Here is a 24,664-nt window from a genome sequence, read left to right as displayed (position 1 = left end):
GGGGGTCAGCGGGTCGGACGGACCCAGTTGTCCGGGTCGTCGTCGGAGTGGTCCTCGTCATCGTCGACGTACTCTTTGTAGTCGTCGTCGAAGTTGCGGTCCGACTTGCCGCTGCCGCCGAGTTCTCGCTGCAAGGCGGCGAGGTCGGTGTTCGGGGAGTGGTACTTCAGCTCCCGGGCCACCTTTGTCTGCTTGGCCTTAGCACGGCCGCGCCCCATGGCTCGACCCCCTCGCACAGAATGCGGGGCAGCCCGAAGGCGGGCCCCGATGACGTCAGGCATCTCTCGTGGCTCTTACGGTACATGGGGATGCCACCGTTCGGCACCTCGGGTTACCTACGACCGCGACCGCGCGTTGCGGTCATCAGGACGTCACCCAGTGTACCCGGTAAGGAGCGATGCTGGGATCGGTCGTGACATGAGGCAAATCTCCACGAACACGTCGTATGCTCAGATTAGCCCGACCGGGGTGTCGAGGGCGGGACCATCGGGCCCCGCCCCGACGACGCGTCGTCAGCGCAGGTGAATCGCGCGCAGCCGGCCGATCTCGGCCATCCGCCGCTCGGCCAGCCGGTCCGCCGCCACGGCCGGCGGCACGCCGTCGGTGTCGGCCAGGCGGAGGATCTCCCGCGTGGTGTCGTAGATCCGGGTGGCGCGCAACTTGGCCCGCTCGAAGTCGAAGCCCTCGATCTCGTCCGCGACCTGGATCACACCGCCGGCGTTCACCACGTAGTCGGGCGCGTAGAGGATGCCCCGGTCGGCGAGCAGCTTCTCCACGCCGGAGTGGGCGAGCTGGTTGTTGGCCGCCCCGGCGACCACCTTGGCCCGCAGCGCCGCCACCGTGTCGTCGTCCAGCGCGCCGCCGAGGGCGCACGGGGCGTACACGTCGATGTCGGCGGCGACCAGGGTGGAAGCGTCGTCGACGAGGTGGACCTCGGGGTGGGTGGTACGCGCCCAGTCCAGGGCGCGCGGGTTCACGTCGGTGGCGACCACCTCGGCCCCGTCCTCCGACAGGTGACCGACGAGGTACTTGCCGACCTTGCCCAGCCCGGCGACGCCGACCCGCCGACCGCGCAGCGTCGGCACGCCCCAGACGTGCTCGGCCGCCGCCCGCATGCCCTGGAAGACACCCCAGGCGGTGAGGATCGAGGAGTCGCCCGCCCCGCCGTGCTCGACGCTGCGGCCGGTGACGTACCGGGTCTCCCGGGCGATCACGTCCATGTCCGGCACGTAGGTGCCGACGTCGCAGGCGGTGTAGTAACGACCACCGAGGGACTCCACGAAGCGGCCGTAGGCGCGCAGCAGCGCCTCGCTCTTGATCTGCTCGGGGTCGCCCCAGATGACCGCCTTGCCGCCGCCCAGGTCCAGGCCGGCGAGGGCGTTCTTGTACGCCATGCCGCGGGAGAGGTCGAGCACGTCGGCGAGCGCGGCCTCTTCGCTGTCGTACGGGTAGAACCGGGTGCCGCCGAGCGCGGGACCCAGCGCGGTGGAGTAGATGCCGATGATCGCCTTCAGGCCGGTCTGCTTGTCCTGGCAGAACACGACCTGTTCGTGACCCGTGGACTCCGGGTCGTCCGTGGTGGCGAATACGCCCATGACTGGCTCCTGTGTCGGCGGGCGCCCTCGTGAGGCGCGGACCTGGTCAACCCGGCGGGGATGCTGCCGGTGCTGCGAGCCTAGTATCGGCGGGCGTCGCGCCGTACCCCAGTGGTCGCCGTCCCGCCCCTCGGGCGGTCCGTCCCGGCCCCGCCTCCGCGCCGCGGACGAGGCGGCGCGCAGTGCTTTGCCCGGGTTGCTCCTGCGGCGCGTCAGGTCGCCCGGTGACGCCGAGCAACGCTCGGCTTGCCGTTCGTGGGAGGATCGCGCCGTGCCGTCGCTCTTCGCTTCATACCTGCGCGTGTACGAGCCGCTGACCGCCTTCGACCGGGACCGCCAGTCCTACTGGCGGCGCTACGTCGAGCAGGGGCGGGCCGTGGCGCCGGTCGAGGGGCCCGGCCGGCAGCGGACCTCGGTCATCGAGGCGCTCGGTGCCGGGTGGACGCGGCTGCCGGATCTGCCGGACGAGGCGTACGTGCTGGAGACCGACGAGACGCTGCTGGTGTGCCCGTGGAACCTGCGGATCCGGGTGGCCGAGGCGGCGTTGAGCGCGCGGGACGGCGTGCCGCCGGTGCTGGCCGACGCCTTCGTGCCGCCGGTGCTGGCCGGGCAGGCCAAGGCGGTGGTGGAGGACTGGCGCAGCGGCGCCCGGGTGCTCGAGCACGGCGTTCCGCGGGTGCACGAACAGATCGCCACCTGGGGCGTACCGCTGCGCTGGTTCGTGCTCTTCGAGGCGCAGGAGCGCAACCATGTGACCGTCCCCGACCGGCGCTCACTGCGCTTCCGGACGGAGATCTCCAAGGCTCGCCGTCGCTCGTCCCGGGCGCTCGCGGTGCTCCGCAAGTCGGTCGGCGACGCGCCGATCACGGAGGCGGTCGAGGAGGCGGCCCGCTGGCTGGAGGAGTTCCACCCGCGTTCGGTGGTGGAACTCGACTACGGCGGGCTGGTCGAGCTGCTCTCGGACGAAACCCTGGCCGAGGACGACTCGCCGGAACTGGTCGCGGCCGGGTTGGCCGGGCTGTCCCGGGGCGAGGCGGAGGAGGCGTCGGCCGCGTACGACAAGTTGGTCGCGCGATGGCGCGCGGTGCAACTTCTGGAGCGCTGCAACTAGGGGGCTAATGTCCCAATTTCCCGGCGCAACGCGAGGTTGCTTCGTAGTTGACGCATCACGAACCGTGATCATGAGTCCGAATAAGTTACTTTGTGGCGTGTAAAAGTCGTATAAATCGGGCATGGTTCATCCGTCCGTCTAGGGACGTTCGGCCGTTCGGCCCATGTCGGACATCGGGGACTAGCCGGACCATGGGAGACGCGTCGGCCGGCGGGACCCCGGCCGATGTCTATACATGTGGAGGAGTGACCGATGGCATCGCGAACGCACGAACCAGAGCCGCTACTCACACCGGCCGAGGTGGCGTCGATGTTCCGTGTCGACCCGAAGACGGTGACCCGTTGGGCGAAGGCTGGCAAGCTGAGCGCCATCCGGACCCTCGGCGGTCACCGCCGATACCGCGAGTCTGAGGTCAGGGCACTGCTGCAGGGACAGATTCCGCAGCAGCGCCAGGGGGACTGACCACACGGTTGATAACAGAGCTTCACGAAGGGCGGCGGACCGTGGTCCGTCGCCCTTCGCCATGCCCGGGGCCGGCGTACCCGGGCACCGGGCCGCGACGTCAGTCGGTCAGCTCGACCCGGATGCCCACCGTGCCACCCTCGCCCCGGCGCAGCCGGCTGCCGAGCAGGGTCAGCCGGCCGATCACCCGGTACTTCTGCTTGATCAGGCCACGGATGCGGTTGGTCGCGCCCGGGTCGTACAGGCTCGCCCGGGCCGGCACCGCCTCGCCGTGTGGCCGGCCGCGTACGTCGCAGGGAGCCACGGTGACGTGCCCGCTGCGGCGGATCCGCTTCACCTTGCCGGCGTCGGCCGCCGACCACACCGCCAGGGCGTCGCCGTCGCGGACCGCCCAGACCGGGGTCGGCACCGCACGACCGTCCTTCCGGAACGTCGTCAGGAGGATGTACTTCTCGGCGGAGAGGCGGTCCAACGTGGTCACGCCGCCAGGATACGGGCGCTGCGGCCAACTGACCGGCCGGATAGCGTGAAGCGTGTGACGGGGGAACCACGAATCGGTGACGTCTTCGGGGAACTGCTACGCGACGCGCTGGCGGTGGCGACCGGCATCGGTCCCCGGCCGCTGGCCGGTGGGCGCCTGCCCCGCCCGGTCATCGAGATCATCGAGCGGGACGACGGGCTGGTCAACGGCGCACCGGCCGCGCACTATCTCGACGGACCGCAGGACTGGCAGCCGCACGACCACCGGGCGGTCGACCGGGTCCGCGGCACGACGCTGGACGTCGGTGTCGGCGCCGGACGGATCGCGTTGCTGCTGCAGGAGCGGGGCGTACCGGTCACCGGGCTGGACACCTCGGCCGGGGCGTTGCGGGTGTGCCGCCGCCGGGGCGTACGCGACCTGGTGCACGCGACCGTGGACGAGCACGCCGCGAGCGGGCGGCGGTACGACACCTTCCTGCTGCTCGGCAACAACCTCGGCCTGCTGGAGGGGCGGGAACGGGCGCCGGCCTTCCTCGCCGCGCTGGCGGCGGTGGCCCGACCCGGCGCGCAGCTGATCGCGCACGGCACCGACCCGTACGGCACCCGCGATCCGGTGCACACCTCGTACCACGAGCACAACCGGCGGCGGGGCCGCCTCGGTGGGCAGTTACGGCTGCGGCTGCGCTACCGCGAGCTGGGCACACCCTGGTTCGACTACCTGGTCTGTTCGCCGGAGGAACTCGCCGAGCTGGTGCACGGCTCGCCCTGGCAGCTGGTCGACGTGGACAACCAAGACGCGCCGTACTATCTCGCCACCCTGCGGCTGGCCCGCTGATCTCGACGCAGCGCCCGCGAGAACGTCAGAGGGCCCCTGCTGCACCGGAGGCGGTGTCAGGGGCCCTTCCGGACGTCTCAGACAGTGATGGTCGGCGGCAGCGGCTCCGGGGGGAGCCCGCCGTCACCGTCGACGATCTCGTCGGGCTGGCCGTCCTCGTCGATGTCGACCATCGTGACATCCACCTTGCCGTCGCCGTCGGTGTCGAACTGGAACAGGTCGGCCTTCCCGTCACCGTCGGTGTCGACCACCCACACGTCGGTACGGCCGTCGTTGTTGGTGTCGGCACGCAGCAGCTCGACGCGCTCGTCGCCGCGCGTCTCGACGGTTCCCTCGGCGCCCGCGCCGTCCACGGTCTCCGGTGCCTGGCTCATCTGCTCGTCCTTCCCTCGGTTGTCGGCGATCTGTACCCGATCCCGTCCGCCCCCACGCATGGGACCGCAGCCGGCGCTGCATAGGGTCGCAGCATGACTGAGCGGAGCGTACGGGCCGATTCCCGGCGTGGCGGCGACCCCGCGCGCCACGGGCGTCGGCCGGGGGCGGATTCTCACTGTGCGGTGGTGTCGTGATGACGGAACGGTTCGTGGTGGTGGGCGCCGGCACGATGGGTCTCGGCATCGCGTACGTGGCGGCCGGCAGCGGTCATGCCGTGGAGCTGGTCGAGGTGGACCGGGAGCGGGGTGCCGCCGCGGTGCGGCAGCTCGCCGAACTCTGGGCGCGGGCCGTGCGGCGCGGCAGGCTCGACGCCGAGCAGGCGGAGGCCAACCAGGCGCGGATCACGCTGCGGGCAGGGCTCGCCGAGGTGGCACCGGCACCGGACGTGATCGTGGAGGCGGTACCGGAACGGGCCGACCTGAAACGGGCCGTGCTCGCCGAGGCGGAGGCGCTGCGGCCGGCGCTGCTGGGCAGCAACACCTCGAGCATCCCGATCGCCGATCTCGCGGCCGGGCTGACCCGGCCGGAGCGCTTCTGCGGGCTGCACTTCTTCAACCCGGTCTGGGCGATGGCGTTGCTGGAGGTCGTGGTCGGGCCGGCCACCGCGGTGCAGACCACCGACGCGGCCGTCACGCTCGCCGGCCGGCTGGGCAAGGATCCCGTCGTGGTACGCGACACGCCGGGCTTCGCCACGTCACGGCTCGGCGTGACGCTCGGGCTGGAGGCGATCCGGATGGTCGCCGACGGGGTGGCCAGCCCCGCCGACATCGACAAGGCGATGGTGCTCGGCTACCGGCACCCGGTCGGGCCGCTGGAACTCACCGACCTGGTCGGTCTGGACGTGCGCCTGGACATCGCGCGGACGTTGCAGGCGGCGTACGGCGACCGGTTCGCGCCGCCGCCGCTGCTTGTGGAACTGGTCGCCGCCGGTCGGCTGGGCAAGAAGTCCGGGCACGGCTTCTACCGGTGGACCGACGGGGTGCGCTCGGGCGGCAGCGAACCGGTGGTGACCACTGGTGGTGTCCCGGGCGGTGCCGGGTCACCGGAGGCGGCACGATGAGCGGACTGCGGGTCGAGGAACGACCGGACCGGTTGGTGGTCACGCTGGACCGGCCGGAGAAGCGCAACGCCATCGACTCCGACCTGGTCGCGGCGCTGCACGAGGTCTGCGCCGAGTTGGAGGCACACCCCCGGATGCTGCTGCTGACCGGCGGCACCGACGGGATCTTCGCCGGCGGGGCGGACATCGCCCAGTTGCGGGAGCGCGGCCGGCTGGACGCACTGGCCGCGATCAACTCGGCGGCCTTCGCCCGGATCCGGGCGTTGCCGATGCCGACCGTGGCGGCGATCGACGGCCCGGCGCTTGGCGGCGGTGCCGAACTGGCGTACGCCTGCGATCTTCGGGTCTGCTCGGCGCGGGCGGTGTTCGGCCAGCCGGAGGTGCGGCTCGGCATCCTGGCCGGTGCCGGCGCCACGCACCGGCTGCCGGCGCTCGTGGGTGAGGCGCTGGCCAAGGAACTGCTGTTCACCGGCCGGCGGGTGGACGCGGCGGAGGCGCTGCGGATCGGCCTGGTGAACCGGGTGGTGGCCACGCCCGACGAGTTGCTGCCGACGGCCCACGGTCTGATCGACGAGATGGCCAAGGGCTCGGCGCTGGCGCTGCGCTTGACCAAGCTCGCCGTGGACGCCCCGACCGCCGCGCATCCACAGTTGGACCTGGTCAGCCAGGCGGTGCTCTTCGCCGACGAGGAGAAGCACCGCCGGATGACGGAGTTCCTGGAGCGGCGGCGCGGGCGCTGACGCGCCCGGAAACGGCGACGGCCGCACCGTGTCGCGGTGCGGCCGTCGGTGTCGACCGGCTCAGGAGGAGGTGAGCGCGGCCAGCGGTACGTCGGCGTCGGCGAGTGCCCGGATCACCGCGGCGGACTCGCTGAAGCCGATGATGAGCACCGCGTCGGCCCCGAACTGCTTGATCTGCTTGGCGCCCTCGCCGAAGTTGATCGGAGCGGCCTCGGCGTCCTCCCCGGGCTCGTACCCGAGCAGCTTCACCTTGTCGCCACCGAAGCCGGCCCGCTCCAGCTCGGCCCGGACGACCTCCTGGAGTCCCTTGCCGTACGAGTCCGCCCGCGCCACGATGGCGATCTTCTGCGGGCCGTCCCGGAGAATCACGTCGGCCAGCGCCCGACCCTGCAGACTGTCCGGCGGTGCGGTGCGGAAGTAGAGACCCTTGTCGTCGGCCTCGGTCAGATCCGCCGCCGTGTTCGACGGCGAGAACAGGATCAGGCCGGCGTCCACCACGTCGGGCAGCACGGCCGCGGAGATGCCCGAGCCACCGGCACCGATGATCACGTGTACGCCGGCGTCGATGTGGCTGGCCACGGTCGCCTTGGCCACGGTCGGGCTGGTGCCGTCGTCGCCGTCGATCCAGACCACGTCCTCGCCGAGCACCCCACCGGCCGCGTTGATCTCCTTGAGCGCCAGCGCCGCACCGGCCGCGATCGGCGGGTTGGCGATAGCCAGGTCACCGGTCTTGGGGAGCAGGCCACCCAGGACCAGCGGGGCGCCGCTGTTCGGGTCGGGGAAGTTGCCGTTCTGCCGCTTCGCCTTCGGCGGCTTCTTCTTGCTCGCCGCCGCCTCGTCACCGGCGCCGACGAACTCCGTCTTGGCGTCGTTGAGCTGTTGACCGTCGAAGTGCAGGGTCGCGTAACTGGCGGTGGCCGGCTCGCCCGCTTCCGTGAAGCCGGCCCGGGTGATCGACACGCTGCGGTACTCGATGTCGGTGCCCTGGCGGGCCAGTCGCAGGCACTGACTCGCGGTGGTGCAACTGGTGCCGTTGTTCGTGACGCCCACGATCTGCTTGGCGATGTCCGCAGGATCGGTCGACCCGGCGAGCTGTGCCGCCAGTGCGCTGATCAGCACCGCGTCGTACGCCTCGGCGGAGTAGAGGTAGTCGGTCAACTTCGGGTCCACGGACCGTAGCCGGTTCTTGAAGTTGTCCGGCAGCGGCGTGAGCGGAGTGGTGCCCTTCATCCCGTCGACCAGGCCGGCGCGATCCTGCAACGCCTCCGGGTAGGAGTTGAGCATGTTGCCGTCCGTGCCGTAGAGGCGCACCTGTTGGGTGGTCGCCTCCTCGGGCTGCTCTTCCCCGCAGGCGCTGGTGGCGAGCAGGACCGTGGCGCAGACAGCCAGGATGGCCGTCCGCGAGCCGCGCGACATGTACATGGTCGTCCTTCCTCGGGCGAAGGTCCGCTGCGCAGACTAGCGTGCCGTGACGGGCGGCGGGACCGTGGAGGCCGGTCTATCCGCAGGTCGCCTTCACCATGTGCGGAGAGTAACCATAGTGGGTTCCTTGACCGGCACCCGTACTGTGCGGTCCGTGACCGACTCGCCACAGCAGATGTTCGAGGACGCCGCCGCCATTCTCAGCTCGGCCCTCGACGGGGACTCCGACGCGGTGGTGGGAACCTTCGACGCGGTGGTCGACCGGGCCGGCCTGGCCGGCGCGTACGACGTGGCGTGGTGCCTGGCCGCGACGATGGTGGGGGATCCGGTGCCGCCCGGAGCCTGCGCGCTCGATTTTCCCGGCATCGACCAGGCCGGGTACGACGCCCGGTGGGTGGCTCGCTTCGTCAGCGCGTACGCCAACGCCGACCTGGACACCGCCCGGGCGCTGTTCGGCGCGGCGGCCGCCGACGGGTTGCTGCCGGAGTGTCTGCTCACGCTTGCCGGCTCGACCGTGGCGACGCTGCGGCAGCGGGCCGCCTGACCGTCCGCGTCGGTGGTCGCGCCCGGCTCGGCGCTCATGCGGGCGAGTGGATCAGTGTCGCGGCGTAGCGGGAGAGCAGTTCGTGCCAGCCGGCGGTCAGCGCCCGCCGGTAGCCCTCGGCGGCGCTGCCGTGCCGGTCGAAGTGCCGGTGTGCCACCTCGATGAGGGTGCCGGCCTCGGCGGGGGTGAAGAGCACCTCGACCTCGCTGGCCCGCGCCGGGTCGGGCACCGGTGCGCGATCCGCGCTGATCTGCCAGGTGAACACCAGGCGGCGGGGCGGATCCCAGGTCAGCACGCGCCCCCAGTCGGTGCGGAACCCGTAGGGGCCGACCTCGTAGAGCATCCCGCCGGGGCGGGGCTCCATGCCCAGCTCGGCCAGGAGGGTGGGGCCCGACCAGGTGTACTCCATCACCCACCAGTCGGCGAGCCGTCCGGTGAAGACCTCGTACGCCCGGTCGGCGGAGGCGGGGACGAACAGGGTGCTGCGGAGTGCGAACCGTTCAAGTTCCTGCTGGATGTCGGTAGGATCGGCCATCCCCTGTCCCATAGGCCCGGACCATACCGGCTCATGCCCCGGTGCGCAGCTTCCTCCGATGTCTGTCCCGCCTGATGATCGCCGTACTCGTCGACGTCGATCGACCAGGCGCTGTCGATCCGCCTCCCCGCCGGGATGGCCGTCCGGAGAGCGGGTATGCGCGGCGGGACGTCGCCGGGCGGTCCGCGACGGTGAGGCGGAGCGGGAACATGACAGACAGCGAAGAGTTCTCGGTGCCCGGTGCGGGACGGCTGACCGGTCCGGACGGCGGCGATGTGCCGGAGCCGGACGTGCTGCTCGACGTTCCGCAGGTCTCGGTCAACTCGATCAAGCTCTCCGTGGACCGGTTGGACGCCGACCTGTCCCTGCGTGCCCGGCTCGCCGGTCTGCTCCAGCTCGACGCCGGTGTTCGCGTACACGTCGAGGGCGTCGAACTCGACATCGACGGCGTGGAGGCGCAGGCCCTGCTGAAGGTGCGCCTGGAGAAGCTGGTGACGATCCTCGACCGCGCGCTGACCACCATCGACCGGAACCCGCAGGTGATCGACGCGCTGGCCCACACCGCGAGCGCGGCCTTGGCGGACGTGAACCGGGTGGCGGACGATGCTGCCGGTGTGGTCGAGCAGGTGGCTTCCGCTGCTGTGCCCGCCGCCGGTCCGACCGTGGTCCAGACCGAACCCACTGTCCGGCGGCCTGGCCTGATGACGGACCGGGCCGCACCGGTCACCGCCCGGTCCACCGAGAGGGCGGACCGACCGTCTGGCCGGCTGATCGGCGAGCGGGAAGATCCCACCGGCCCTGCGGAGCCGGCGGCCGGCGGCCCTGGCCCGGCGGCGGGGCGGCCGGGCGGTCCGGGTCCGGCGGCCGGTGGGTCGGGTCCGGCGGCGGGGCGGCCGGGCGGCCCGAGTCCGGCGGCGGGGCGACCGGGCGGGTCGGGTCCGGCGGCGGGGCGGCCGGGCGGCCCGAGTCCGGCGGCCGGCGGTTCGGTGCCGGCGGCCGGCGGTTCGGGTCCGGGAGCTGGGCAACCAGGTGGTGCGACCGACGACCTGGGGCAGCAGGTGGGTGCCATCGGTGCGGTCGCCGACCGGGCACCCGGCCGCGAACCGGACAACCAGGCGCAGGTCCAGAGTCAAGGCCGGGAGGACGACCAGGCCCGGGACCAGGACCGGAACCGGAATCAGAGCCAAGGTCGCCAGACGGAGCGGCCCGAGGACCGGGATGCGAGTCGAGGTCGGGACGTGGGCCGGGGAGCGGGGCCGGAGGAACCGGCCGAGCGGCATGGCCGGGGCGGCGAGAGGGCTGCCTCGTCGGAGCACGGCCCGCCCGGCCACGACGAGACGTCCAGCACTCGGCAGTTGGCCGAGCAGGCGGGGGAGACGCTCCTACAGGCCGCGCGCAGCGTGTGGGAGGCGATCCAGAGCGGCATGGCGCAGCGCCGACAGCAGGACCGGTGAGCCGGTAGGAGTCAGCTGGCCCGACCAACCGCCACCGCACGAGATCCCGCAACTCGCGCTCTCCCCCCGCTCCGGAGGCCGCGACTTGCCGCAATCCGTTGCGCCTGACCGGCAGGAGATCGTTTTCAGCCGGTGAGCCGTCCCAGCCCGGGCAGGAAGCGGCCGACGCGTCCCGCGTAGCGGCGGTAGGCGTCACCGTGGGTGGCCATCAGGTACGGTTCCTCCACCGCACGGACCTGTACCTGCAGCGCCACGATCAGGACGCCCAGGGCGGCGAGTGCCGCGGCGTTGGGCACCATGAGGGTGAGGCCGAGCATGGTCACGGCCATGGCGGTGAAGATCGGATTGCGGGCGTACGCGAACGCCCCTCCGGTCACCAGTTCGGTGCGTTCGTGCGGGTCGACACCGATGCGCCACGAGGCCCCCATGGCGAGTTGGGCGGTGAGCGTCGCGCCGATGCCGACGGCGGTGACGACGAAGCCGGCCACGTGCAACGGTCGGTGATCCAGACCGGGCAGCGGAGGCAGACCGGCGAGGGCGGCGGCCGGGCCGGCGAGGCCGAGCACGAGGGCCGCGACGAACAGCAGCTTGGCCCACCACCGAAGCCGGCCGACCGGGCCGGCGTCGAGACGCAGGCCGGTGTCTCCGGTGCGCCGCCACTGGGCGAACGTGCGCCAACCGAACGCGAGCAGCAGGCCGAGCAGGTAGTGCAGCAGCGCGAGCCAGGCCATGGCGTCACACCTTTCGGTCGGTGCAGCAGTTGTCGGCACAGCCCGAGGCCCGCCCGGTGGTCTCGGCGATCGCGACCGGTCCGCAGTCGTCGCAGTGCTCGCCGCGCCACGCCTGCACGCCTTCCCTGACCGCGACCCCGGCGATGACGAACGCCGCGAGCGGGTCCGCCCAGGACCAGCCCCACAGGGCGTTGAGGAGCAGACCGACGAGCAGCACCGCGGACAGGTACGTGCACAGCAACGTCTGGGTGGAGTCGGCGATGACCGTGGCGGAGCCGAGTTCGCGTCCGGTGCGGCGCTTGGCGGCGACGAGCAGCGGCATCACGATCAGCGACGCCACGGCCAGGCCGATCCCGACCGGGCTGGCCTCGGCGTCAGCACCGCCCAGCAGCGACCGGAGAGCGTCGACGGTCACCCAGGCGGCCAGAGCGAAGAAGGAGAGGCCGATCAGCCGCAGCGCCAGCCGTTCCCGGTCCTCGGGGACCCGGGAGCGGAACTGCCAGATCAGCACCGCCGCGCTGGACACCTCGACGAACGAGTCCAGACCGAAGCCGACGAGCGCGGTGGAGGAGGCCGCCGCGCCGGCGGCGATGGCGACCAGGCCCTCCAGGAGGTTGTAGCCGGCGGTGGCGTAGGCGAGCCACAAACTGCGTCGGGACAGCACCGCCCGCCGTAGCGGCGTGACGGCCGACGTGCTCACGCCCGCGCCTCGGCGGAGGCGCCGTACACCGGGCAGAGGGCGACCGCCGCGCCGGTGGCCGCCAGTAGCAGCTCCGCCGCGCGCAGCAGGTCCAGTAGCTCGGGTCGGGTCAACCCGTAGAACGACTGGCGGCCCTCGACCCGGTAGTCGACGAGGCCGCAGTCGCGCAGGCAGGCCAGGTGCTTGGAGACCGTCGACTGGGCCATGCCCAACTCGCTGGTCAGGTCCACCACCCGCGCCTCGCCGGCCGCGAGACGGCGCACGATGGCCAGTCGGGTCGGGTCGCCGAGGGAGCGGAACAGCGCCACCGCCGAGGTCGGTGCTGACGTGCAATCAATCGCCACGGAGCGATGATACCCGGATCCGGGGATGTATTTGGCCGGCGGGCGCTATCGCGGGTTTCTCTCCGCGAGTTTGGCGAAGGGCAGTGGGCAGCAAGGACTGTCGGCGCAGGCGACCAGGTCGTCACAGCCGGCGGAGATGGCGGCGCGCAGGGTGTCGCGGACGACGGTCAGGTCCGCCAGCTTCCGCTCGATCTCGGCGAGCTTGCTCCTGGCCCGGGCCCGCAGGCCGCCGTCCGGTCGACGGCCGTGCCGGTGGCGGCCGGCGTCCAGCAGATCGGCGACCTCGTCGAGCGTGAAGCCGAGACGCTGCGCCGTCTTGATGACCCGCAGGAGATCGACCGTCTCGGCCGGATAGATCCGGTGCCCACCCGGTGACCGCTGGGGGGAGGCGAGCAGGCCGCGTCGTTCGTAGTAGCGCAGGGTCTGTCGGTTCACGCCGGCCGCGTCGGCCAACTGCCCACTGCGCAGCCCGTACGACGTCATGTCCGCTGCCGCACGGCCGCGACCCGGTCGGCGAGGGCGTCGAGCACGTTGACGTGCCCAGCTGGCACGCGAACGTCCAGGATCAGCGCATCCGGATCGGGCCGGAGCAGGTCGAAGACGAAGAACGAGCAGCACGACGACTCGCGGGCCGTCAGATCGCGGGCCGTCTGCTCCACCTGTGCCGCACTGTCCAGCCGCAACCGCAGATGCTGCGCCGACACCCGCTCCGCCGTTCGTACGGCGGCGCCGAAGAACCGATCGAACTCGGCGAGCCGCAGCGGCCGGTCCGCCGTCGGCAGGGTGCACGCGTCCGGCACCCACCCCGCTCCGATGATGTCCTGGGAACCCATACCTCGACGGTAAGCCGGTACCCAGGTACCGGATGCAAGCTCCGAGGCCGGGCGTTGACAACCAGATGCATGATCGTTCCCGTGACGATGGATGACTCGGACCCGGTATGGGCCGCCCTGCGTCTCGTCGCTGCGGTCCTCAGCCTTGCCGTGCTCCTACTCGGCGTGCGGGTCGCGGTGACGCGACGGTTTCCCGTGTTCTGGGCGCGGGCCGCTCGGCTGACCGAGCGGCAGCGGTCCCAGCCCCTCCGTCGCGGTGGGTTCCTCGCCCTGTGCGGTGCGAGCCTGCTCGTGCAGCAGGTGCCGTTTCTCGCCCCCGTGCCCGTCGCGGTCGGACGGATCCTGTTCGCCCTGGCACTGCTGCTGGTCGTGAGTGCGGTGGGCTGGTTCGCCCTGCTCCGGCGCTGAGATCAACCAGCCGAGGGGCGCAAAGCAGAACGCCGACTGGCGTTTCCGCTGGTCGGCGTCGCAATAGCCCGGCGAAAGGCTATGTGGCCAGGGGCGGGGTCGAACCGCCGACCTTCCGATTCCAGGCACGAGCGGCACTCGGCTCTGCCACCGACCGCTGGCGTAGGGTAGCGGCGGGCCGGGACGGTGCAGCTAAGAGACGTCGAACAGGCGCAGGCCGTCGTACTCCGCGAAGTCGGCGTAGTCCTTGCCGTTGAAGGTCGCCAGCGGAAGCCGGTCGACCAGGCAGCAGGCCGCGATCCAAGAGTCGTTCGTCGGCTGAGGACGCCCCCGATGCTGCGCCCTCGCCTGGAGCTGGCCCCAGGTGGTCGCCACCGCCTCGTCAAAGGGCAGCAGCACCACGCCGGATCGCCACTGCGCGAGATCAGCGAGCTTGCGCGGCCCCCAGCTCCGCAGCACGGTCCACTTGGTCAACTCTCCGAGCGTGACGTACGTAATACACGGGGTCTTACCGGCCAGCCGGGCACGAAGCCGGCCATGCAGTCGGCCTCGCAGGATCGCCGACGCGACGTCGGTGTCCAGGACGACCAGGCTCACGCGGCACTGGCCCGCCGAGAGGCGTACAGATCGGCGAGGAAGTCATCCAACTCTTCGTCGGACTCGAACAGATCCGGGCGGGCCAGATCGTCGACGGAGGCGACCGGCCGCACGCCCTGACGGCGGGCCAACTCCTCCGCCGGCACATGCTCAGCGGTCGGCCACTCGGACATCCGCTCGGCGTTGCTCGACATCACGACCCACCTCCTCCAACACACACCGTTGCCCATTGTCGCACGGTCAGCACCGGCACCACCGTCACTCGGCCGCGCGGAGAGCCGGAGACACGGCCGAGCCGTCCTGGCCCGGCAAGCCCGGGGTAAGCCACGTCCGCCGGACAACCACGCGGCCGTGCTGGCCATGTGCCGGTAACGGGTCCCAGCCGGTCAACAGCGGTCATAATCCGGCAAACCCCCGCTGACCACGCGATCCGGGCAGATGGTCGACCTTGTGGCTGTCGACCGGAGTCAGACGGGGTAGTCGGTCCGATGGACGTAGGTGAGCTGGCCCGGCTCGACGCCCCAACTGATGAGCAGCGCTTTCAGGTCGTTCTCGTCCTGAGCCTGCGCGGTCCGCAGGTCGGTCATGCCGTCACCCGGCCCGATGCACCAGTCGTTGTCGATGTAGCTGGCGTCGAACTCGCGGTGAAACAGGTTGAAGGCCTGCTTGTCACCGGCGGGGGCGGAGGGCCGGATCGGGTGGATGGCGACCCAGGCCCGTTGTCCGGGCGCGGAGGCGGGGACCTCAGCGACGAGTTGCTGCCCGCGCCGGAGCGCGGTGCGGAGCGGGATCGGCCATCCTTCCGTCACGGCGACGATTGAACCATCGGTTGATTCCTGGAAGGCAGCCTGATCTCGCAGCACCGGGCCGCGCGATCCACGTGCGATAGGAGGCCGCAACTGGGGAATTCCGGGGGCAACGAGAGCCAGACCGGGCCGCCGGCCTTCTGGGGCGCAAAGCAGAACGCCGACCGGCGTTTCCGCTGGTCGGCGTCGCAATAGCCCGGCGAAAGGCTATGTGGCCAGGGGCGGGGTCGAACCGCCGACCTTCCGATTTTCAGTCGGACGCTCGTACCAACTGAGCTACCTGGCCGTGGTGCTCGGCTCATGCTACCCAACCTGCGGGATCGCCGCTGGGACGGGTCACATGCCCCGATACGCAGAACGCCGCGCTAGCTGCGCGGCGTCAGCGCTGCGGTCCTGACGGGACTTGAACCCGCGACCTCCGCCTTGACAGGGCGGCGAGCACTCCAACTGCTCCACAGGACCTTGCTGGTGTTGCCTCCGGCCTGAGCCGAACCGTGCCCCCAACGGGATTCGAACCCGTGCTACCGCCTTGAAAGGGCGGCGTCCTGGGCCGCTAGACGATGAGGGCGGCCCCGCCATCATTGCACACTCGCAACGTTGAACGGACTTGCTCCCATCCGGCCCCGCCGGAGGCTTCGAAAGCATACGTGATGGCGTACCGGTCGACCAAACCGGTATGGCGGCAGCCACAACGGCACGGAAAACACCAGCTCAGAGTCGGTCTAGGTGAGCCTGGCGATGCCGTGCTCACGCTTCAGACCGGCGATCACCTTGGCGCAGGCCGCGAGGGTGGCCGCCCGGTTGCCGCCCCCGTCGTGCAGCAGGACCACGGCTCCGGGGCGGGCCGAGCGCTTCACCCGCTTCTCGATGGTGGCCGCCGTCGGCTTGGCCCAGTCCTGTGGGTCGACGGTCCAGTGCAGCGAGCGCATGTCGAGCTGCTTGGCGACCTTCACCACCTCGGCGGTCCACCGGCCCCCGGGCTGACGGTAGAACGGCACCTTCGCCTTCGGCGCCGCCCGCCTGATCTCCCGGTTGGTGCGCACCAGGTCGGCGCGGATCTCGGCGACCGGTCGCCGGGCCAGGTCGAGATCGTGGTTCCAGCTGTGGTTGCAGAGCTGATGCCCCTCCCGGACGATCCGCCGCAGCAGGCCCGGATGCTTGCGGACCTGGGTACCCACCACGCAGAAGGTGGCGGTCACCTTGGCCGCCTTCAGGCGGTCGAGCACCTTCGGAGTCCAGGCCGGATCCGGGCCGTCGTCGAAGGTGAGGGCCACCTTGGCGGTGCCGGTGGTGCGGACAAGGCCGGCGGGCAGTTTCGCCGGCAGCGGCCGTAGCCGCGGCTTGGGTGGCACGGCACGGGTCGGCGACGGAGCGGGCTCCGGCGGCAGGGCGGCCGAGGGCGGCGGGCTGGACGGGGCGGTGGCCGCCGGCGTGCCGCCACCGTCGCCGCAGCCGGCGACGAGCAGGACGACCAGGCCGGTGAGGCAGGTCAGCAGGGCACGGTGACGCATCGTTCGCTCCCGAGAGGGGTTCGGGGTACGCGGACGCCCCGACGCTAGTTCACCCGATTCGAGTGGGCCGACGCCGGGTCAGGACACGGGTGCCCTCCGTACGGCCGGGGTGCGGGCCGAGCCGCCGAAGGCTGCCGGGCCGAGCGGTCAGGAGGCGGCCGGACGGTCGATCGAGTCGTGCACGGCGACGGTGAGGGCGACCGCCTCGGTCAGGTCGCTCGGGCGTACCACGCCGACCGGCAGGCTCCGGGCCGGCCAGCCCGGTCCGGCCGCGAGCACCAGCAGCGGCCGGTTCGGCACGGTGAGCAGGGCGGTGAGTTGGGCCGGGTCGGCGGTGGCCCGAGTCTGTGACCAGAGCACCACGGCGGCCGGACCGGTCCGGCCGACGGCGGCGAGCAGCGCGGTCACCGGTACCCGGGCACCGAGCATCCGGTAGCCGACGCCGGCCTCGGCCAACGCTGCGGCGAGCGCCTCCAGCGGCAGGCTGTGCTGCTCCTCGTCGGCGCAGGCGAGCAGGACGCGCGGTGGCCCGGACGCGGGGCCGGCGGACGCCACCGCACCCAACGCAGCCGAGACACAGCGGGACACCAGGTGCTCGACCTCGATCACGTCGCCGGTGGCGGCGTGCCGCTCGCCGAGACCGACGAGCAGCGGACGCAGCAGCCGGTCCCAGGTCGTGACCACGCCGTCGGCGGCGATGGCGCGGGAGATCGTCTCACCGATGGCCGCGGCGTCCAGCCGCATCGCGGCGCGGGCCAACCCCCGGACCGCCGGCCCGGCCCGGCCGACCGGGATGGTCGTACCGCCGCCGTCGCGTCGTCTGAGCACGGCACGGGAGGCACCGACAGCCGCGAGGGTGTCCGGCGCCTGACGGGCCCAGCGGGCCGCCTCGGCGGGGCTGACTCCCTCGGCGGTGAGCCGCCGCATCACCTCGAGGCGGGCCAGATCGGCCGGGGTGTAACGCCGATGGTGGCCGGGAATGTGCTCGCTGGGCCCGAGGCCGTACCGCTGGTGCCAGGTACGCAGTGTGGTCACCGCGACCCCGAGGCGCTGGGCGACCACGCCCGCGCTCAGCGCCTCATCGGCCACCTGGCCGCTCCGGCGCGTCGTCGGCCGGCTGCCCGGGCGGTTGTGCCGGCTGCCACAGCCGGTCCAGTACGCCACCCAGCCACGGCGCGTAGGCGTCGGGGTCACGGTGCAGCGCGGCGGCGAGCTCGGCCGGCTCCACCCAGCGCAGCTCCGCCACCTCGGTCGGCTCCGGGCGTAACGACCCGTCGGGGTGGAACTCGCCGCGCAGGACATGGTCGTACTCGACCTCGACCCGCCCGGTGGCCGGATCCTCCGCCCGGTAGGCGTAGACGCCGATCTCGCGCAGCGGCACCGGTCCGGCGCCCAGTTCCTCCGACAGCCTGCGGTTGGCCGCCGCGGCCAGCGCCTCCCCCGGCCGCGGATGACCGCAGCAGGAGTTCGCCCAGCGCAACGGGAAGCGGGTCTTCGTCGCCGCGCGCCGCTGGAGCAGCAGCCGGCCGTCCGGCGCCACGAGCAGTACGGAGAACGCCCGATGCAGCTGACCGGGTGGTTGGTGGGCGGCGGCCACCGTGGCCTCCCCGACGGGCTGACCGGTGTCGTCGACCAGTTCGACGAGGTGGCTCTCCCGGGACTGCGGCATCAGCGCCACCCTCCGTTGGTCGACTCGGGGCTCGGCACCGCCTCGCTCCGCATGCTCACCGGGGCTCCCCGGTGATCCGGGCGGCGGCGAGCTTGCCGGAGATCAGCACCATCGGCACGCCGACACCGGGCTGGGTGCCCGAGCCGACGAAGACCACGTTGGACAGCGAGCGGTGCAGGTTCGAGGGTCGGAACGGGCCGGTCTGGAACAGGGTGTGCGCGGAGGCGAACGGCGTACCGGCGGCCATGCCCTGCTCGGCCCACTCCGCCGGGGTGATCGCCCGCAACACCTCGACACCCGCCCCGAAGTCGACGTATCCGCGCTCCTCCAGGGTGGCGATGAGCTGATCGGTGTAGCGGGCGGTGAGGTCGCCGCGCCAGTCGAAGGGCGCCCGGTCGAGGTTCGGCACCGGAGCCAGCACGTAGTAGGTGTGCCGGCCGGCGGGTGCCACCGCCGGGTCGGTCCGGCTCGGGTTGGTGACCAGCAGGGACGGGTCGGACATCAGGTGTCCGCGTCGGATGACCTCGTCGAAGGTGCCCTGCCAGGCCCGCCCGAAGTGGATGTTGTGGTGGGCGATCCGCCGGTAGCCCTGGGTCGAACCCACGTGCAGCACGACGCACGAGGGCGAGTAGGTGAGCCGGCGTTGCCGGGCCGGCGGCAGCAGGTCGCGGTAGGCCACCGGTAGGTCGGGGTTGAGCACCACGGCGTCGGCGGGGACGAACTCCCCGTCGGCGGTCACCACCCCGGTGGCCCGGCCGTTCGCGGTCTCCACCCGGGTCACCGTGGTGCCGTACCGGATGCGCACGCCGTGCTTCTCGGCGGCGCCGGCCAGGCCCCGGGAGACCGCGTGGATGCCGCCGCGCGGGAAGAAGACCCCGGCCACCGAGTCGAGGTACGCGATGACCGCGTAGATGGCGAGTGCGTCGTGCGGAGCGAGGCCGGCGTACATCGCCTGGAAGGAGAAGATCCGTCGGGTACGCGGATCCCGGAGGAACTGGTTGATCTTCGTTTGCAGTCGCCGGAAGGCGCCGGTGGCGACGAGCTTGAGCAGGTTGCCGGTGAGCAGGTCGGTCGGCGCGTCGAGATTGCGTTCGATGAAGTCGGCCCGTTCCAGTCGCCACAGGTTCCGGGCGAAGTCGACGAACCGCAGGTAGCCGTCGGCTTCCCGGGGCCCACAGACCCGGGAGATCTCCGCCGCCATCGCGGTGGTGTCGGTGAGCACGTCGAGCGTGGAGCCGTCCGGATAGTAGGCACGGTAGGCCGGGTCCAGCGGCACCAGGTCGAGCCAGTCGGTCAGCTCCTCACCGACCGCGGCCAGCGCCTCGGCGATGAGGTCGGGCATGGTGAGCACCGTGGGGCCGGTGTCGAACTCGTAGCCGTCGACGCTGAGCCGACCGGCCCGTCCCCCCGGCACCGGCTCGCGCTCCAGCACGGTCACCTGGCGTCCGCTGCCGGCCAGGTGCAGCGCGCAGGCCAGCCCGCCGAGCCCGGCCCCGACAACCACCACCCGATCAGTACGCCCGTCAACGGTCCGCACCGGCGACCACCTCTCTGTGCACGGAGCCCATCATGCCCGCCGATGGGTGGCGGCGGTCGCGAGGCCGACAAGTGCGGTACGGGCGGTCTCGTCGACGGCGACCGCGTCGAGCGCGGCCAGCGCGTCCTCGACCCGCTCGTCGATCATCCGCTCGATCCGTCGTACGGCGCCGGTGTCGACCACGACCTCGGCGAGCCGGGCGATCTCGGGCCCGTCCGCGCGTCGACCGGCGCCGTCCAGTGCCCGTAGCTGTGTCGGCGTGGCCAGTTCCCGGGCCAGGACCAGCAGCGCCGTCGGTTTGCCGGTACGCAGGTCGTCGCCGGCCGGCTTGCCGGTGGTGGTCGGGTCACCGAAGACGCCGAGCAGGTCGTCGCAGAGCTGAAAGGCCTCGCCCACGGCGAGGCCGTAGCGGGTGTACGCCCCGGCCAGCTCGCTGTTTCCGTCCACGCCGGCCAGGCTGGCGCCGAAGAGCAGCGGTCGCTGCACGGTGTAGCTGGCGGTCTTGTACCGGGCCACCCGGAGCGCCCGGTCCACCGACCAGCTCTGCGGGTCGGTCTCGCCGAGGACGTCGAGGTACTGCCCGGCGACCGTCTCCACCCGCATCCGGTCGTAGCCGCGTCGTACCTGAAGCAGCCGGTCCGCGGGCAGCTCGGCCAGGGCCAGCAACTGGTCGGCCCAGACCATGCAGAGGTCACCGATGAGTACGGCGACCGCCTCGCCGAAGCGCCCGGAGTCGCCGTTGCGGCCGGCCGCGGCGTGCTGGGCGGCCACCGCCACGTGCGCGGTGGGTCGGCCGCGTCGGGTGGCGGAGGCATCCATCACGTCGTCGTGCACCAGCGCGAAGGTGTGCAGCAACTCCAAGGTGGCCAGTGCGGGCAGCACCGGGGTCACCGGCACGTCGCCGCCGACCGCGCCACGCCACCCCCAGTAGGCGAACGTGGGCCGGACCCGCTTGCCGCCGGAGAGGACACAGTCGCGGGCGGTGGCGGCGAAGCCGCCCATCGCCGGGTCGATCGCGGTGAGCGCGTCGACCTCGGCGGTCAGGAACTCGGCGAGCGTGTTGTCGACGGCGATGACGATGTCGCGCGTGTAGGCGGCCAGCACCGCAGCGATCGGGTCGTCTCCACCGACCGGCTGCTCAGGGACCACGCGAAGGAGGTTACCGGTTGGTCCGTCGCTGGCCATGCCGCTGAGCGTACCCTAGGGTCTCAAGTTGCGTCGATTGGTGCGTCGAATCAGAGGAGGGCCCGGTGGACCTGGATCTCGCCGCTGCCTACGACAGATGCCGTGAGCTGCACAGACGGCACGGCCGCACCTACTATCTCGCCACTCGGCTGCTGCCCGCATGGAAACGGCGGCATGTGCACGCTTTATATGGGTTCACTCGCTACGCCGACGAGATCGTCGACCAGACCGACGCCCTGCCGCCGGCCGAGCGTGCGGCCCGGCTGGACGACTGGGGTGGACGGTTCGTCGCCGGGCTGCACGGTGCGCCGGTGACCGACCCGCTGCTGCCGGCGGTACTGCACACCATCGCCGTGTTCGACCTCGACCGGGAGGACTTCGCCTCGTTCCTCAAGAGCATGGCGATGGACCTGACCGTCACCTCGTACCGCACCTACGAGCACCTGCTGGACTACATGGAGGGTTCGGCCGCGGTCATCGGCACGATGATGCTGCCCATCCTGGGCAGCTCCGATCCGGTCGCGGCCCGCGAGCCCGCCCGCCAGCTCGGCTTCGCCTTCCAGCTGACCAACTTCATCCGGGACGTCGGCGAGGACCTGGCCCGGGGGCGGACCTACCTGCCCGACGAGGATCTGGCCGCCTTCGGCGTGACGCGGGACGACCTTACCGCCTGCGCCGCCGCCGGGCGGGCCAGCGAGCCGGTCCGCGAACTCATCCGGTACGAGGTGACCCGCGCCCAGGCGCACTACCTCGCCGCGGCGCCGGGCGTGGTCCTGCTCGACGGTGCCTCGCAGGCCTGTATCCGTACCGCCTACCTGCTGTACGGCGGCATCCTCGACGAGGTGGCCGGCCAGGACTACGACGTCTTCGCCCGCCGCGCCACCGTGCCGCAGCGGCGCCGGCTGGGCGTGGCCACCCGCGCCCTGCTGTCACCGGCCGGCAGCCCGGTCGCCGTGCCCGGTCCGCCGCCGCGGTGAGCGACCGTACCGCCGTCGTGCTGTTCACCCGCGACCTGCGGGTGCACGACCACCCGGCCCTGGCGACCAGCTGCGCCGCCTTCGACCGCGTGGTCCCGCTGTACGTGCTGGACCCCGCGCTCGCCGAACTGTCGCCGAACCGCACCCGCTTCCTGCACCAGAGCCTCGCCGCGCTCCGCGAGGCGCTGCGTGGGCTCGGCGGTGACCTGGTGCTGCGACACGGTGATCCGGTGGCCGAGACGATCCGGCTGGCCGGCGAGGTGGGTGCCGAGGGCGTCGCGCTCTCCGCGGACGTCTCCCGGTACGCGGCCCGCCGGGCGCGACGCCTGGGCGCCGAGTGCGACCGGCACCGGCTGCGTCTGAGGTTCTTTCCCGGCCTGACGGTGGTCGAGCCGGGAGAGCTGACCCCGGCCGGCGGTGACCACTACCGGGTGTTCAGTCCGTACCACCGGGCGTGGAGTGCCCGGCAGTGGCGGGCGGAACTGTCGGCGCCGACCACCCTGACGTTGCCGGCCGGCGTGCCGGTCGGGCGCCTGCCGGCGCTGCCGCCGGGAGAGTCGCCGGACGCGGTCGCCGGCGGGGAGGACGAGGCGCGACGTCGGTTGGCGCGGTGGCGGCCCGACGTCGCGCGCTACGGCGACCGCCACGACGACATGGCCGGCGACGCCACCTCCCGGCTCAGTCCGTACCTGCGCTTCGGCTGCCTGTCACCGTTGACCGTGGCCAACGCGATCGACGACCGGGAGTCGCCGTTCGTCCGGCAACTCTGCTGGCGGGACTTCTACCACCAGGTGACCGCGGCCTTCCCCGACCTGCCCCGCAAGGCGTACCGACGTCGGGCGACCGAGCAATGGCGCTACGACGAGCAGGCCCTCACCGCCTGGGCGCAGGGGCGCACCGGGCTGCCGGTCGTGGACGCCGGCATGCGTCAGCTACGGGCGCAGGGATGGCTGCACAACCGCGCCCGCCTCATCACCGCCGGCTACCTGACCAAGACGCTCGGGCTGGACTGGCGGGACGGGCAGGCGGTCTACTTCCGGTGGCTGCTCGACGGCGACATCGCCGACAATTCGGGCAACTGGCAGTGGGTCGCCGGCACCGGCAACGACACCCGGCCGTACCGGGGATTCAACCCGGTCCGGCAGGCCGAGCGGTACGACCCCGACGGCGCGTACGTGCGGCGGTGGGTGCCCGAGTTGGCCTCGGTGGCCGGTGGGGCGGTGCACCAGCCGTGGCGACTACCCGAAGCGGTGCGCCGCACGCTCGTCTATCCGCCGCCGCTGGAGCCGCCCGGCGAAACCCCGGTCTGGCTGCGTTAACCGAGCACCTGCTGCCACAGGTAGTACAGCGCGAAGCCGGCGAAGAACACGATCGCGATCACCACGAGCCCGGTGGCTACCCGACCGGCGCGCAGCGCGGCCGGCAGCGTACGCCGGTTGAGCCAGAGCACGAGCGCCGCGACCAGCGGAATGTGCAGGGCCTCGATCGACCCCGCCACGGTGAGCAGCGCCACCGGATCGCCGAAGATCACGAACACCGCGAACGGCAGCACCGCGAGCCAGCCGATGACGGCGACCCGGCCGATGACCAGCGGTCGGGCCCACGGCCGCTGCGTGAGGTGGTCCGGCAGGGCCTTGCGGATGCCGTCGGTGTACAGCCGCTTCCAGCCGTCGATGTTGGTCAGCGTGGCCGTCCAGAAGGCCGAGATGAGGCCCACCACCATCAACCAGAACCCGACACTTCCGAAGACCTCACTGAACAGCGTGGTCAGGTCCCGGGCGACGTCGGACTCGGCGGGCACGATGCCCTCCGGACGCAGCAGTTCCGCACCGAGCACCAGGAAGGCCACCGTGATGATCCCGACGCCCACGACGGCGAACGTCGAGTCGAGCGTCATGGTCCGCAGCCACTGACGTACCCGGGCCACCTGACCGTCGTCCAGGCCGCGCGGGTCGAGCCGGGTCGGCTCCTCCAGCGCGCCGACACCCACACCCTTCGCCGCGACCCAGTACGAGTACCACATCAGCCCGGCGGCACCGTTCGACAGGAATCCGAGCCAGGGCAGGATGTCGGCGACCACAAGATCCTCGGGCACGTTGGGCACCACACCCGATGCCGCCTCGCCGAGGTCGGGGCCGACGAGGACGGCGGCCAGCACCACTCCGACCGCCAGCAGCAGCCCGATGACCCGGGACACCCACTCCACGCCGGTGTAGTGGCCGAACAGCACCAGACCAGCCGCCGCCGCGATGACCACCGCGGTCCAGAGTTGGATCGGACCGGGTACGGCCAGGGTGAAGGCGCTGCCAGCGGCGCTCGCGATGCCGGCGATGGCGGCGACACCCACCACCAGCTGCGGCACCAGGATGACCCACAGCGCCCAGCCACGGGGACCGGGCAGCTCCGCCATCCCGCTGAGCAACCGTCGGCCGGTCACCACGCTGTAGCGCCCGATCTCCCGGGTCACGAAGAGCTTGAGCAGCAGGGCCGCGACCAGCGCCCACAGCAGGGCGTACCCGTACTGGGCGCCGACCCGGGGCGTGAACAGCAGTTCTCCGGTGGCCAGGGCGGCCAGCGCCCAGAGCACACCGGGGCCGATGTAGCCGAGTTTGGCGCGGCCGGTCGGCGGCTCCGGCACCGTCACCCGTCGTTCGCGGCTGCTGACCAGCGCCTCTTCCATCACCCGTACCCTT

At 72.0% G+C, this 24,664-nt stretch carries 30 protein-coding genes and 3 tRNA genes; 10 read left to right on the top strand and 23 right to left on the bottom strand.

The window, feature by feature from the left end:
* Nucleotides 1-5: 5 nt before the first annotated feature.
* On the bottom strand, nt 6-218 hold the full coding sequence (locus tag O7605_RS18865) for a DUF3073 domain-containing protein (protein WP_093403828.1): 213 nt from the start codon (nt 216-218) through the stop codon (nt 6-8).
* 294 nt (nt 219-512) lie between these two features.
* On the bottom strand, nt 513-1,595 hold the full coding sequence (locus O7605_RS18860; RefSeq protein WP_269740394.1) for a Glu/Leu/Phe/Val family dehydrogenase: 1,083 nt from the start codon (nt 1,593-1,595) through the stop codon (nt 513-515).
* A 271-nt stretch (nt 1,596-1,866) separates the two neighbouring features.
* On the opposite strand from O7605_RS18860, the gene O7605_RS18855 reads away from it, so the two are divergent.
* Both O7605_RS18855 and O7605_RS18850 read left to right on the top strand, forming a co-directional pair.
* Nucleotides 1,867-2,706: a hypothetical protein gene (locus tag O7605_RS18855; RefSeq protein WP_269740393.1), complete on the top strand. Its 840-nt coding sequence runs from the start codon at nt 1,867-1,869 to the stop codon at nt 2,704-2,706.
* A 252-nt stretch (nt 2,707-2,958) separates the two neighbouring features.
* Nucleotides 2,959-3,168, top strand: a complete 210-nt coding sequence (locus tag O7605_RS18850; RefSeq protein WP_007073996.1) for a BldC family transcriptional regulator — start codon at nt 2,959-2,961, stop codon at nt 3,166-3,168.
* 100 nt (nt 3,169-3,268) lie between these two features.
* On the opposite strand, the gene O7605_RS18845 is transcribed toward O7605_RS18850, so the two are convergent.
* Entirely contained in the window at nt 3,269-3,649 is a 381-nt protein-coding gene (locus tag O7605_RS18845) for a PPOX class F420-dependent oxidoreductase (RefSeq protein ID WP_269740392.1), read from the bottom strand.
* A gap of 54 nt (nt 3,650-3,703) precedes the next feature.
* Between O7605_RS18845 and O7605_RS18840 the strand changes: the two genes are divergently transcribed.
* The gene (locus O7605_RS18840; protein WP_269740391.1) at nt 3,704-4,483 is read left to right on the top strand and encodes a class I SAM-dependent methyltransferase; all 780 of its coding nucleotides are present in this window, start codon (nt 3,704-3,706) and stop codon (nt 4,481-4,483) included.
* A 77-nt stretch (nt 4,484-4,560) separates the two neighbouring features.
* Here the strand turns inward: O7605_RS18840 and O7605_RS18835 are convergent, their stop codons facing one another.
* On the bottom strand, nt 4,561-4,857 hold the full coding sequence (locus tag O7605_RS18835) for a hypothetical protein (protein WP_269740390.1): 297 nt from the start codon (nt 4,855-4,857) through the stop codon (nt 4,561-4,563).
* A 194-nt stretch (nt 4,858-5,051) separates the two neighbouring features.
* On the opposite strand from O7605_RS18835, the gene O7605_RS18830 reads away from it, so the two are divergent.
* Complete coding sequence (locus tag O7605_RS18830) at nt 5,052-5,978, top strand: 3-hydroxyacyl-CoA dehydrogenase family protein (RefSeq protein WP_269740389.1); 927 nt, start codon at nt 5,052-5,054, stop codon at nt 5,976-5,978.
* Nucleotides 5,975-6,718 carry an enoyl-CoA hydratase/isomerase family protein gene (locus tag O7605_RS18825; RefSeq protein WP_269740388.1) on the top strand — a complete coding sequence of 248 codons (744 nt, stop codon included), beginning with the start codon at nt 5,975-5,977 and terminating at the stop codon, nt 6,716-6,718. The genes O7605_RS18830 and O7605_RS18825 overlap by 4 nt, the downstream gene beginning before the upstream one ends.
* Before the next feature lie 60 nt (nt 6,719-6,778).
* Here the strand turns inward: O7605_RS18825 and O7605_RS18820 are convergent, their stop codons facing one another.
* Nucleotides 6,779-8,140: an ABC transporter substrate-binding protein gene (locus tag O7605_RS18820; protein WP_269740387.1), complete on the bottom strand. Its 1,362-nt coding sequence runs from the start codon at nt 8,138-8,140 to the stop codon at nt 6,779-6,781.
* Between the two features lie 154 nt (nt 8,141-8,294).
* Here O7605_RS18820 and O7605_RS18815 point away from each other — a divergent pair, with 154 nt between their 5' ends.
* Nucleotides 8,295-8,684: a hypothetical protein gene (locus O7605_RS18815; protein ID WP_269740386.1), complete on the top strand. Its 390-nt coding sequence runs from the start codon at nt 8,295-8,297 to the stop codon at nt 8,682-8,684.
* 34 nt (nt 8,685-8,718) lie between these two features.
* On the opposite strand, the gene O7605_RS18810 is transcribed toward O7605_RS18815, so the two are convergent.
* Nucleotides 8,719-9,231 (bottom strand): SRPBCC family protein, encoded by a 513-nt coding sequence (locus O7605_RS18810; protein WP_164446642.1) that lies wholly within the window; start codon nt 9,229-9,231, stop codon nt 8,719-8,721.
* Between the two features lie 197 nt (nt 9,232-9,428).
* Here O7605_RS18810 and O7605_RS18805 point away from each other — a divergent pair, with 197 nt between their 5' ends.
* A complete protein-coding gene (locus O7605_RS18805) occupies nt 9,429-10,673 on the top strand; it encodes a hypothetical protein (RefSeq protein ID WP_269740385.1) in 1,245 nt (414 codons plus the stop codon).
* A 125-nt stretch (nt 10,674-10,798) separates the two neighbouring features.
* Here O7605_RS18805 and O7605_RS18800 read toward each other — a convergent pair whose 3' ends face one another.
* The 5 genes from O7605_RS18800 to O7605_RS18780 are packed head-to-tail and all read right to left on the bottom strand — an operon-like array spanning nt 10,799 to nt 13,281.
* Nucleotides 10,799-11,404 carry a methyltransferase family protein gene (locus tag O7605_RS18800; RefSeq protein WP_269740384.1) on the bottom strand — a complete coding sequence of 202 codons (606 nt, stop codon included), beginning with the start codon at nt 11,402-11,404 and terminating at the stop codon, nt 10,799-10,801.
* Nucleotides 11,405-11,408: 4 nt separating this feature from the next.
* Entirely contained in the window at nt 11,409-12,104 is a 696-nt protein-coding gene (locus O7605_RS18795) for a cation transporter (RefSeq protein WP_269740383.1), read from the bottom strand.
* Nucleotides 12,101-12,448, bottom strand: a complete 348-nt coding sequence (locus O7605_RS18790) for an ArsR/SmtB family transcription factor (RefSeq protein WP_269740382.1) — start codon at nt 12,446-12,448, stop codon at nt 12,101-12,103. The genes O7605_RS18795 and O7605_RS18790 overlap by 4 nt, the downstream gene beginning before the upstream one ends.
* Before the next feature lie 45 nt (nt 12,449-12,493).
* Nucleotides 12,494-12,931 carry a MerR family transcriptional regulator gene (locus O7605_RS18785; protein ID WP_269740381.1) on the bottom strand — a complete coding sequence of 146 codons (438 nt, stop codon included), beginning with the start codon at nt 12,929-12,931 and terminating at the stop codon, nt 12,494-12,496.
* On the bottom strand, nt 12,928-13,281 hold the full coding sequence (locus tag O7605_RS18780; protein ID WP_269740380.1) for a hypothetical protein: 354 nt from the start codon (nt 13,279-13,281) through the stop codon (nt 12,928-12,930). Before O7605_RS18780 ends, O7605_RS18785 begins: the two co-directional genes overlap by 4 nt.
* 81 nt (nt 13,282-13,362) lie before the next feature.
* Between O7605_RS18780 and O7605_RS18775 the strand changes: the two genes are divergently transcribed.
* Nucleotides 13,363-13,689, top strand: a complete 327-nt coding sequence (locus O7605_RS18775; RefSeq protein WP_269740379.1) for a hypothetical protein — start codon at nt 13,363-13,365, stop codon at nt 13,687-13,689.
* A gap of 192 nt (nt 13,690-13,881) precedes the next feature.
* Here the strand turns inward: O7605_RS18775 and O7605_RS18770 are convergent, their stop codons facing one another.
* From O7605_RS18770 to O7605_RS18720, 11 genes are all read right to left on the bottom strand, one after another.
* Nucleotides 13,882-14,286 (bottom strand): type II toxin-antitoxin system VapC family toxin, encoded by a 405-nt coding sequence (locus O7605_RS18770; protein ID WP_269740378.1) that lies wholly within the window; start codon nt 14,284-14,286, stop codon nt 13,882-13,884.
* On the bottom strand, nt 14,283-14,480 hold the full coding sequence (locus tag O7605_RS18765) for a hypothetical protein (RefSeq protein WP_269740377.1): 198 nt from the start codon (nt 14,478-14,480) through the stop codon (nt 14,283-14,285). The genes O7605_RS18770 and O7605_RS18765 overlap by 4 nt, the downstream gene beginning before the upstream one ends.
* A gap of 273 nt (nt 14,481-14,753) precedes the next feature.
* Entirely contained in the window at nt 14,754-15,095 is a 342-nt protein-coding gene (locus O7605_RS18760; protein ID WP_269740376.1) for a hypothetical protein, read from the bottom strand.
* A 209-nt stretch (nt 15,096-15,304) separates the two neighbouring features.
* Nucleotides 15,305-15,378: transfer RNA gene (locus tag O7605_RS18755), tRNA-Phe, on the bottom strand.
* 102 nt (nt 15,379-15,480) lie between these two features.
* Nucleotides 15,481-15,554 (bottom strand) — tRNA-Asp (locus tag O7605_RS18750).
* Between the two features lie 33 nt (nt 15,555-15,587).
* Nucleotides 15,588-15,660: transfer RNA gene (locus tag O7605_RS18745), tRNA-Glu, on the bottom strand.
* A gap of 154 nt (nt 15,661-15,814) precedes the next feature.
* Complete coding sequence (locus tag O7605_RS18740) at nt 15,815-16,603, bottom strand: polysaccharide deacetylase family protein (RefSeq protein WP_269740375.1); 789 nt, start codon at nt 16,601-16,603, stop codon at nt 15,815-15,817.
* Nucleotides 16,604-16,750: 147 nt separating this feature from the next.
* Nucleotides 16,751-17,692: a MerR family transcriptional regulator gene (locus O7605_RS18735; RefSeq protein WP_269740374.1), complete on the bottom strand. Its 942-nt coding sequence runs from the start codon at nt 17,690-17,692 to the stop codon at nt 16,751-16,753.
* A complete protein-coding gene (gene idi, locus O7605_RS18730; protein WP_269740373.1) occupies nt 17,682-18,272 on the bottom strand; it encodes an isopentenyl-diphosphate Delta-isomerase in 591 nt (196 codons plus the stop codon). The genes O7605_RS18735 and idi overlap by 11 nt, the downstream gene beginning before the upstream one ends.
* 55 nt (nt 18,273-18,327) lie before the next feature.
* The gene (crtI, locus tag O7605_RS18725) at nt 18,328-19,809 is read right to left on the bottom strand and encodes a phytoene desaturase family protein (RefSeq protein ID WP_269740372.1); all 1,482 of its coding nucleotides are present in this window, start codon (nt 19,807-19,809) and stop codon (nt 18,328-18,330) included.
* Between the two features lie 30 nt (nt 19,810-19,839).
* Nucleotides 19,840-20,994, bottom strand: a complete 1,155-nt coding sequence (locus O7605_RS18720; RefSeq protein ID WP_269740371.1) for a polyprenyl synthetase family protein — start codon at nt 20,992-20,994, stop codon at nt 19,840-19,842.
* 65 nt (nt 20,995-21,059) lie between these two features.
* Here O7605_RS18720 and O7605_RS18715 point away from each other — a divergent pair, with 65 nt between their 5' ends.
* Both O7605_RS18715 and O7605_RS18710 read left to right on the top strand, forming a co-directional pair.
* Nucleotides 21,060-21,971 (top strand): phytoene/squalene synthase family protein, encoded by a 912-nt coding sequence (locus O7605_RS18715; protein WP_269740370.1) that lies wholly within the window; start codon nt 21,060-21,062, stop codon nt 21,969-21,971.
* On the top strand, nt 21,968-23,290 hold the full coding sequence (locus tag O7605_RS18710) for a cryptochrome/photolyase family protein (protein ID WP_269740369.1): 1,323 nt from the start codon (nt 21,968-21,970) through the stop codon (nt 23,288-23,290). Before O7605_RS18715 ends, O7605_RS18710 begins: the two co-directional genes overlap by 4 nt.
* Here O7605_RS18710 and O7605_RS18705 read toward each other — a convergent pair.
* On the bottom strand, nt 23,287-24,651 hold the full coding sequence (locus tag O7605_RS18705; RefSeq protein ID WP_269740368.1) for an Nramp family divalent metal transporter: 1,365 nt from the start codon (nt 24,649-24,651) through the stop codon (nt 23,287-23,289). The genes O7605_RS18710 and O7605_RS18705 overlap by 4 nt on opposite strands.
* Between the last annotated feature and the right edge of the window lie 13 nt (nt 24,652-24,664).

Origin of the sequence: Verrucosispora sp. WMMA2121, from assembly GCF_027460185.1 — a bacterium.
Taxonomy (GTDB): domain Bacteria; phylum Actinomycetota; class Actinomycetes; order Mycobacteriales; family Micromonosporaceae; genus Micromonospora; species Micromonospora palythoicola.
The sequence above is the reverse complement of the archived record's forward strand: the minus strand, read 5'-3'. Positions and strand labels throughout refer to the sequence as shown.

Excerpts from the sequence above, each read along its gene's own strand:
- O7605_RS18865 (WP_093403828.1), bottom strand. The coding sequence starts at position 218 with ATGGGGCGCGGCCGTGCTAAGGCCAAGCAGACAAAGGTGGCCCGGGAG.
- O7605_RS18860 (WP_269740394.1), bottom strand. The coding sequence starts at position 1,595 with ATGGGCGTATTCGCCACCACGGACGACCCGGAGTCCACGGGTCACGAA.
- O7605_RS18850 (WP_007073996.1), top strand. The coding sequence starts at position 2,959 with ATGGCATCGCGAACGCACGAACCAGAGCCGCTACTCACACCGGCCGAG.
- O7605_RS18835 (WP_269740390.1), bottom strand. The coding sequence starts at position 4,857 with ATGAGCCAGGCACCGGAGACCGTGGACGGCGCGGGCGCCGAGGGAACC.
- O7605_RS18830 (WP_269740389.1), top strand. The coding sequence starts at position 5,052 with ATGACGGAACGGTTCGTGGTGGTGGGCGCCGGCACGATGGGTCTCGGC.
- O7605_RS18825 (WP_269740388.1), top strand. The coding sequence starts at position 5,975 with ATGAGCGGACTGCGGGTCGAGGAACGACCGGACCGGTTGGTGGTCACG.
- O7605_RS18820 (WP_269740387.1), bottom strand. The coding sequence starts at position 8,140 with ATGTACATGTCGCGCGGCTCGCGGACGGCCATCCTGGCTGTCTGCGCC.
- O7605_RS18810 (WP_164446642.1), bottom strand. The coding sequence starts at position 9,231 with ATGGGACAGGGGATGGCCGATCCTACCGACATCCAGCAGGAACTTGAA.
- O7605_RS18805 (WP_269740385.1), top strand. The coding sequence starts at position 9,429 with ATGACAGACAGCGAAGAGTTCTCGGTGCCCGGTGCGGGACGGCTGACC.
- O7605_RS18800 (WP_269740384.1), bottom strand. The coding sequence starts at position 11,404 with ATGGCCTGGCTCGCGCTGCTGCACTACCTGCTCGGCCTGCTGCTCGCG.
- O7605_RS18785 (WP_269740381.1), bottom strand. The coding sequence starts at position 12,931 with ATGACGTCGTACGGGCTGCGCAGTGGGCAGTTGGCCGACGCGGCCGGC.
- O7605_RS18780 (WP_269740380.1), bottom strand. The coding sequence starts at position 13,281 with ATGGGTTCCCAGGACATCATCGGAGCGGGGTGGGTGCCGGACGCGTGC.
- O7605_RS18765 (WP_269740377.1), bottom strand. The coding sequence starts at position 14,480 with ATGTCGAGCAACGCCGAGCGGATGTCCGAGTGGCCGACCGCTGAGCAT.
- O7605_RS18740 (WP_269740375.1), bottom strand. The coding sequence starts at position 16,603 with ATGCGTCACCGTGCCCTGCTGACCTGCCTCACCGGCCTGGTCGTCCTG.
- idi (WP_269740373.1), bottom strand. The coding sequence starts at position 18,272 with ATGCCGCAGTCCCGGGAGAGCCACCTCGTCGAACTGGTCGACGACACC.
- O7605_RS18720 (WP_269740371.1), bottom strand. The coding sequence starts at position 20,994 with ATGGCCAGCGACGGACCAACCGGTAACCTCCTTCGCGTGGTCCCTGAG.
- O7605_RS18705 (WP_269740368.1), bottom strand. The coding sequence starts at position 24,651 with ATGGAAGAGGCGCTGGTCAGCAGCCGCGAACGACGGGTGACGGTGCCG.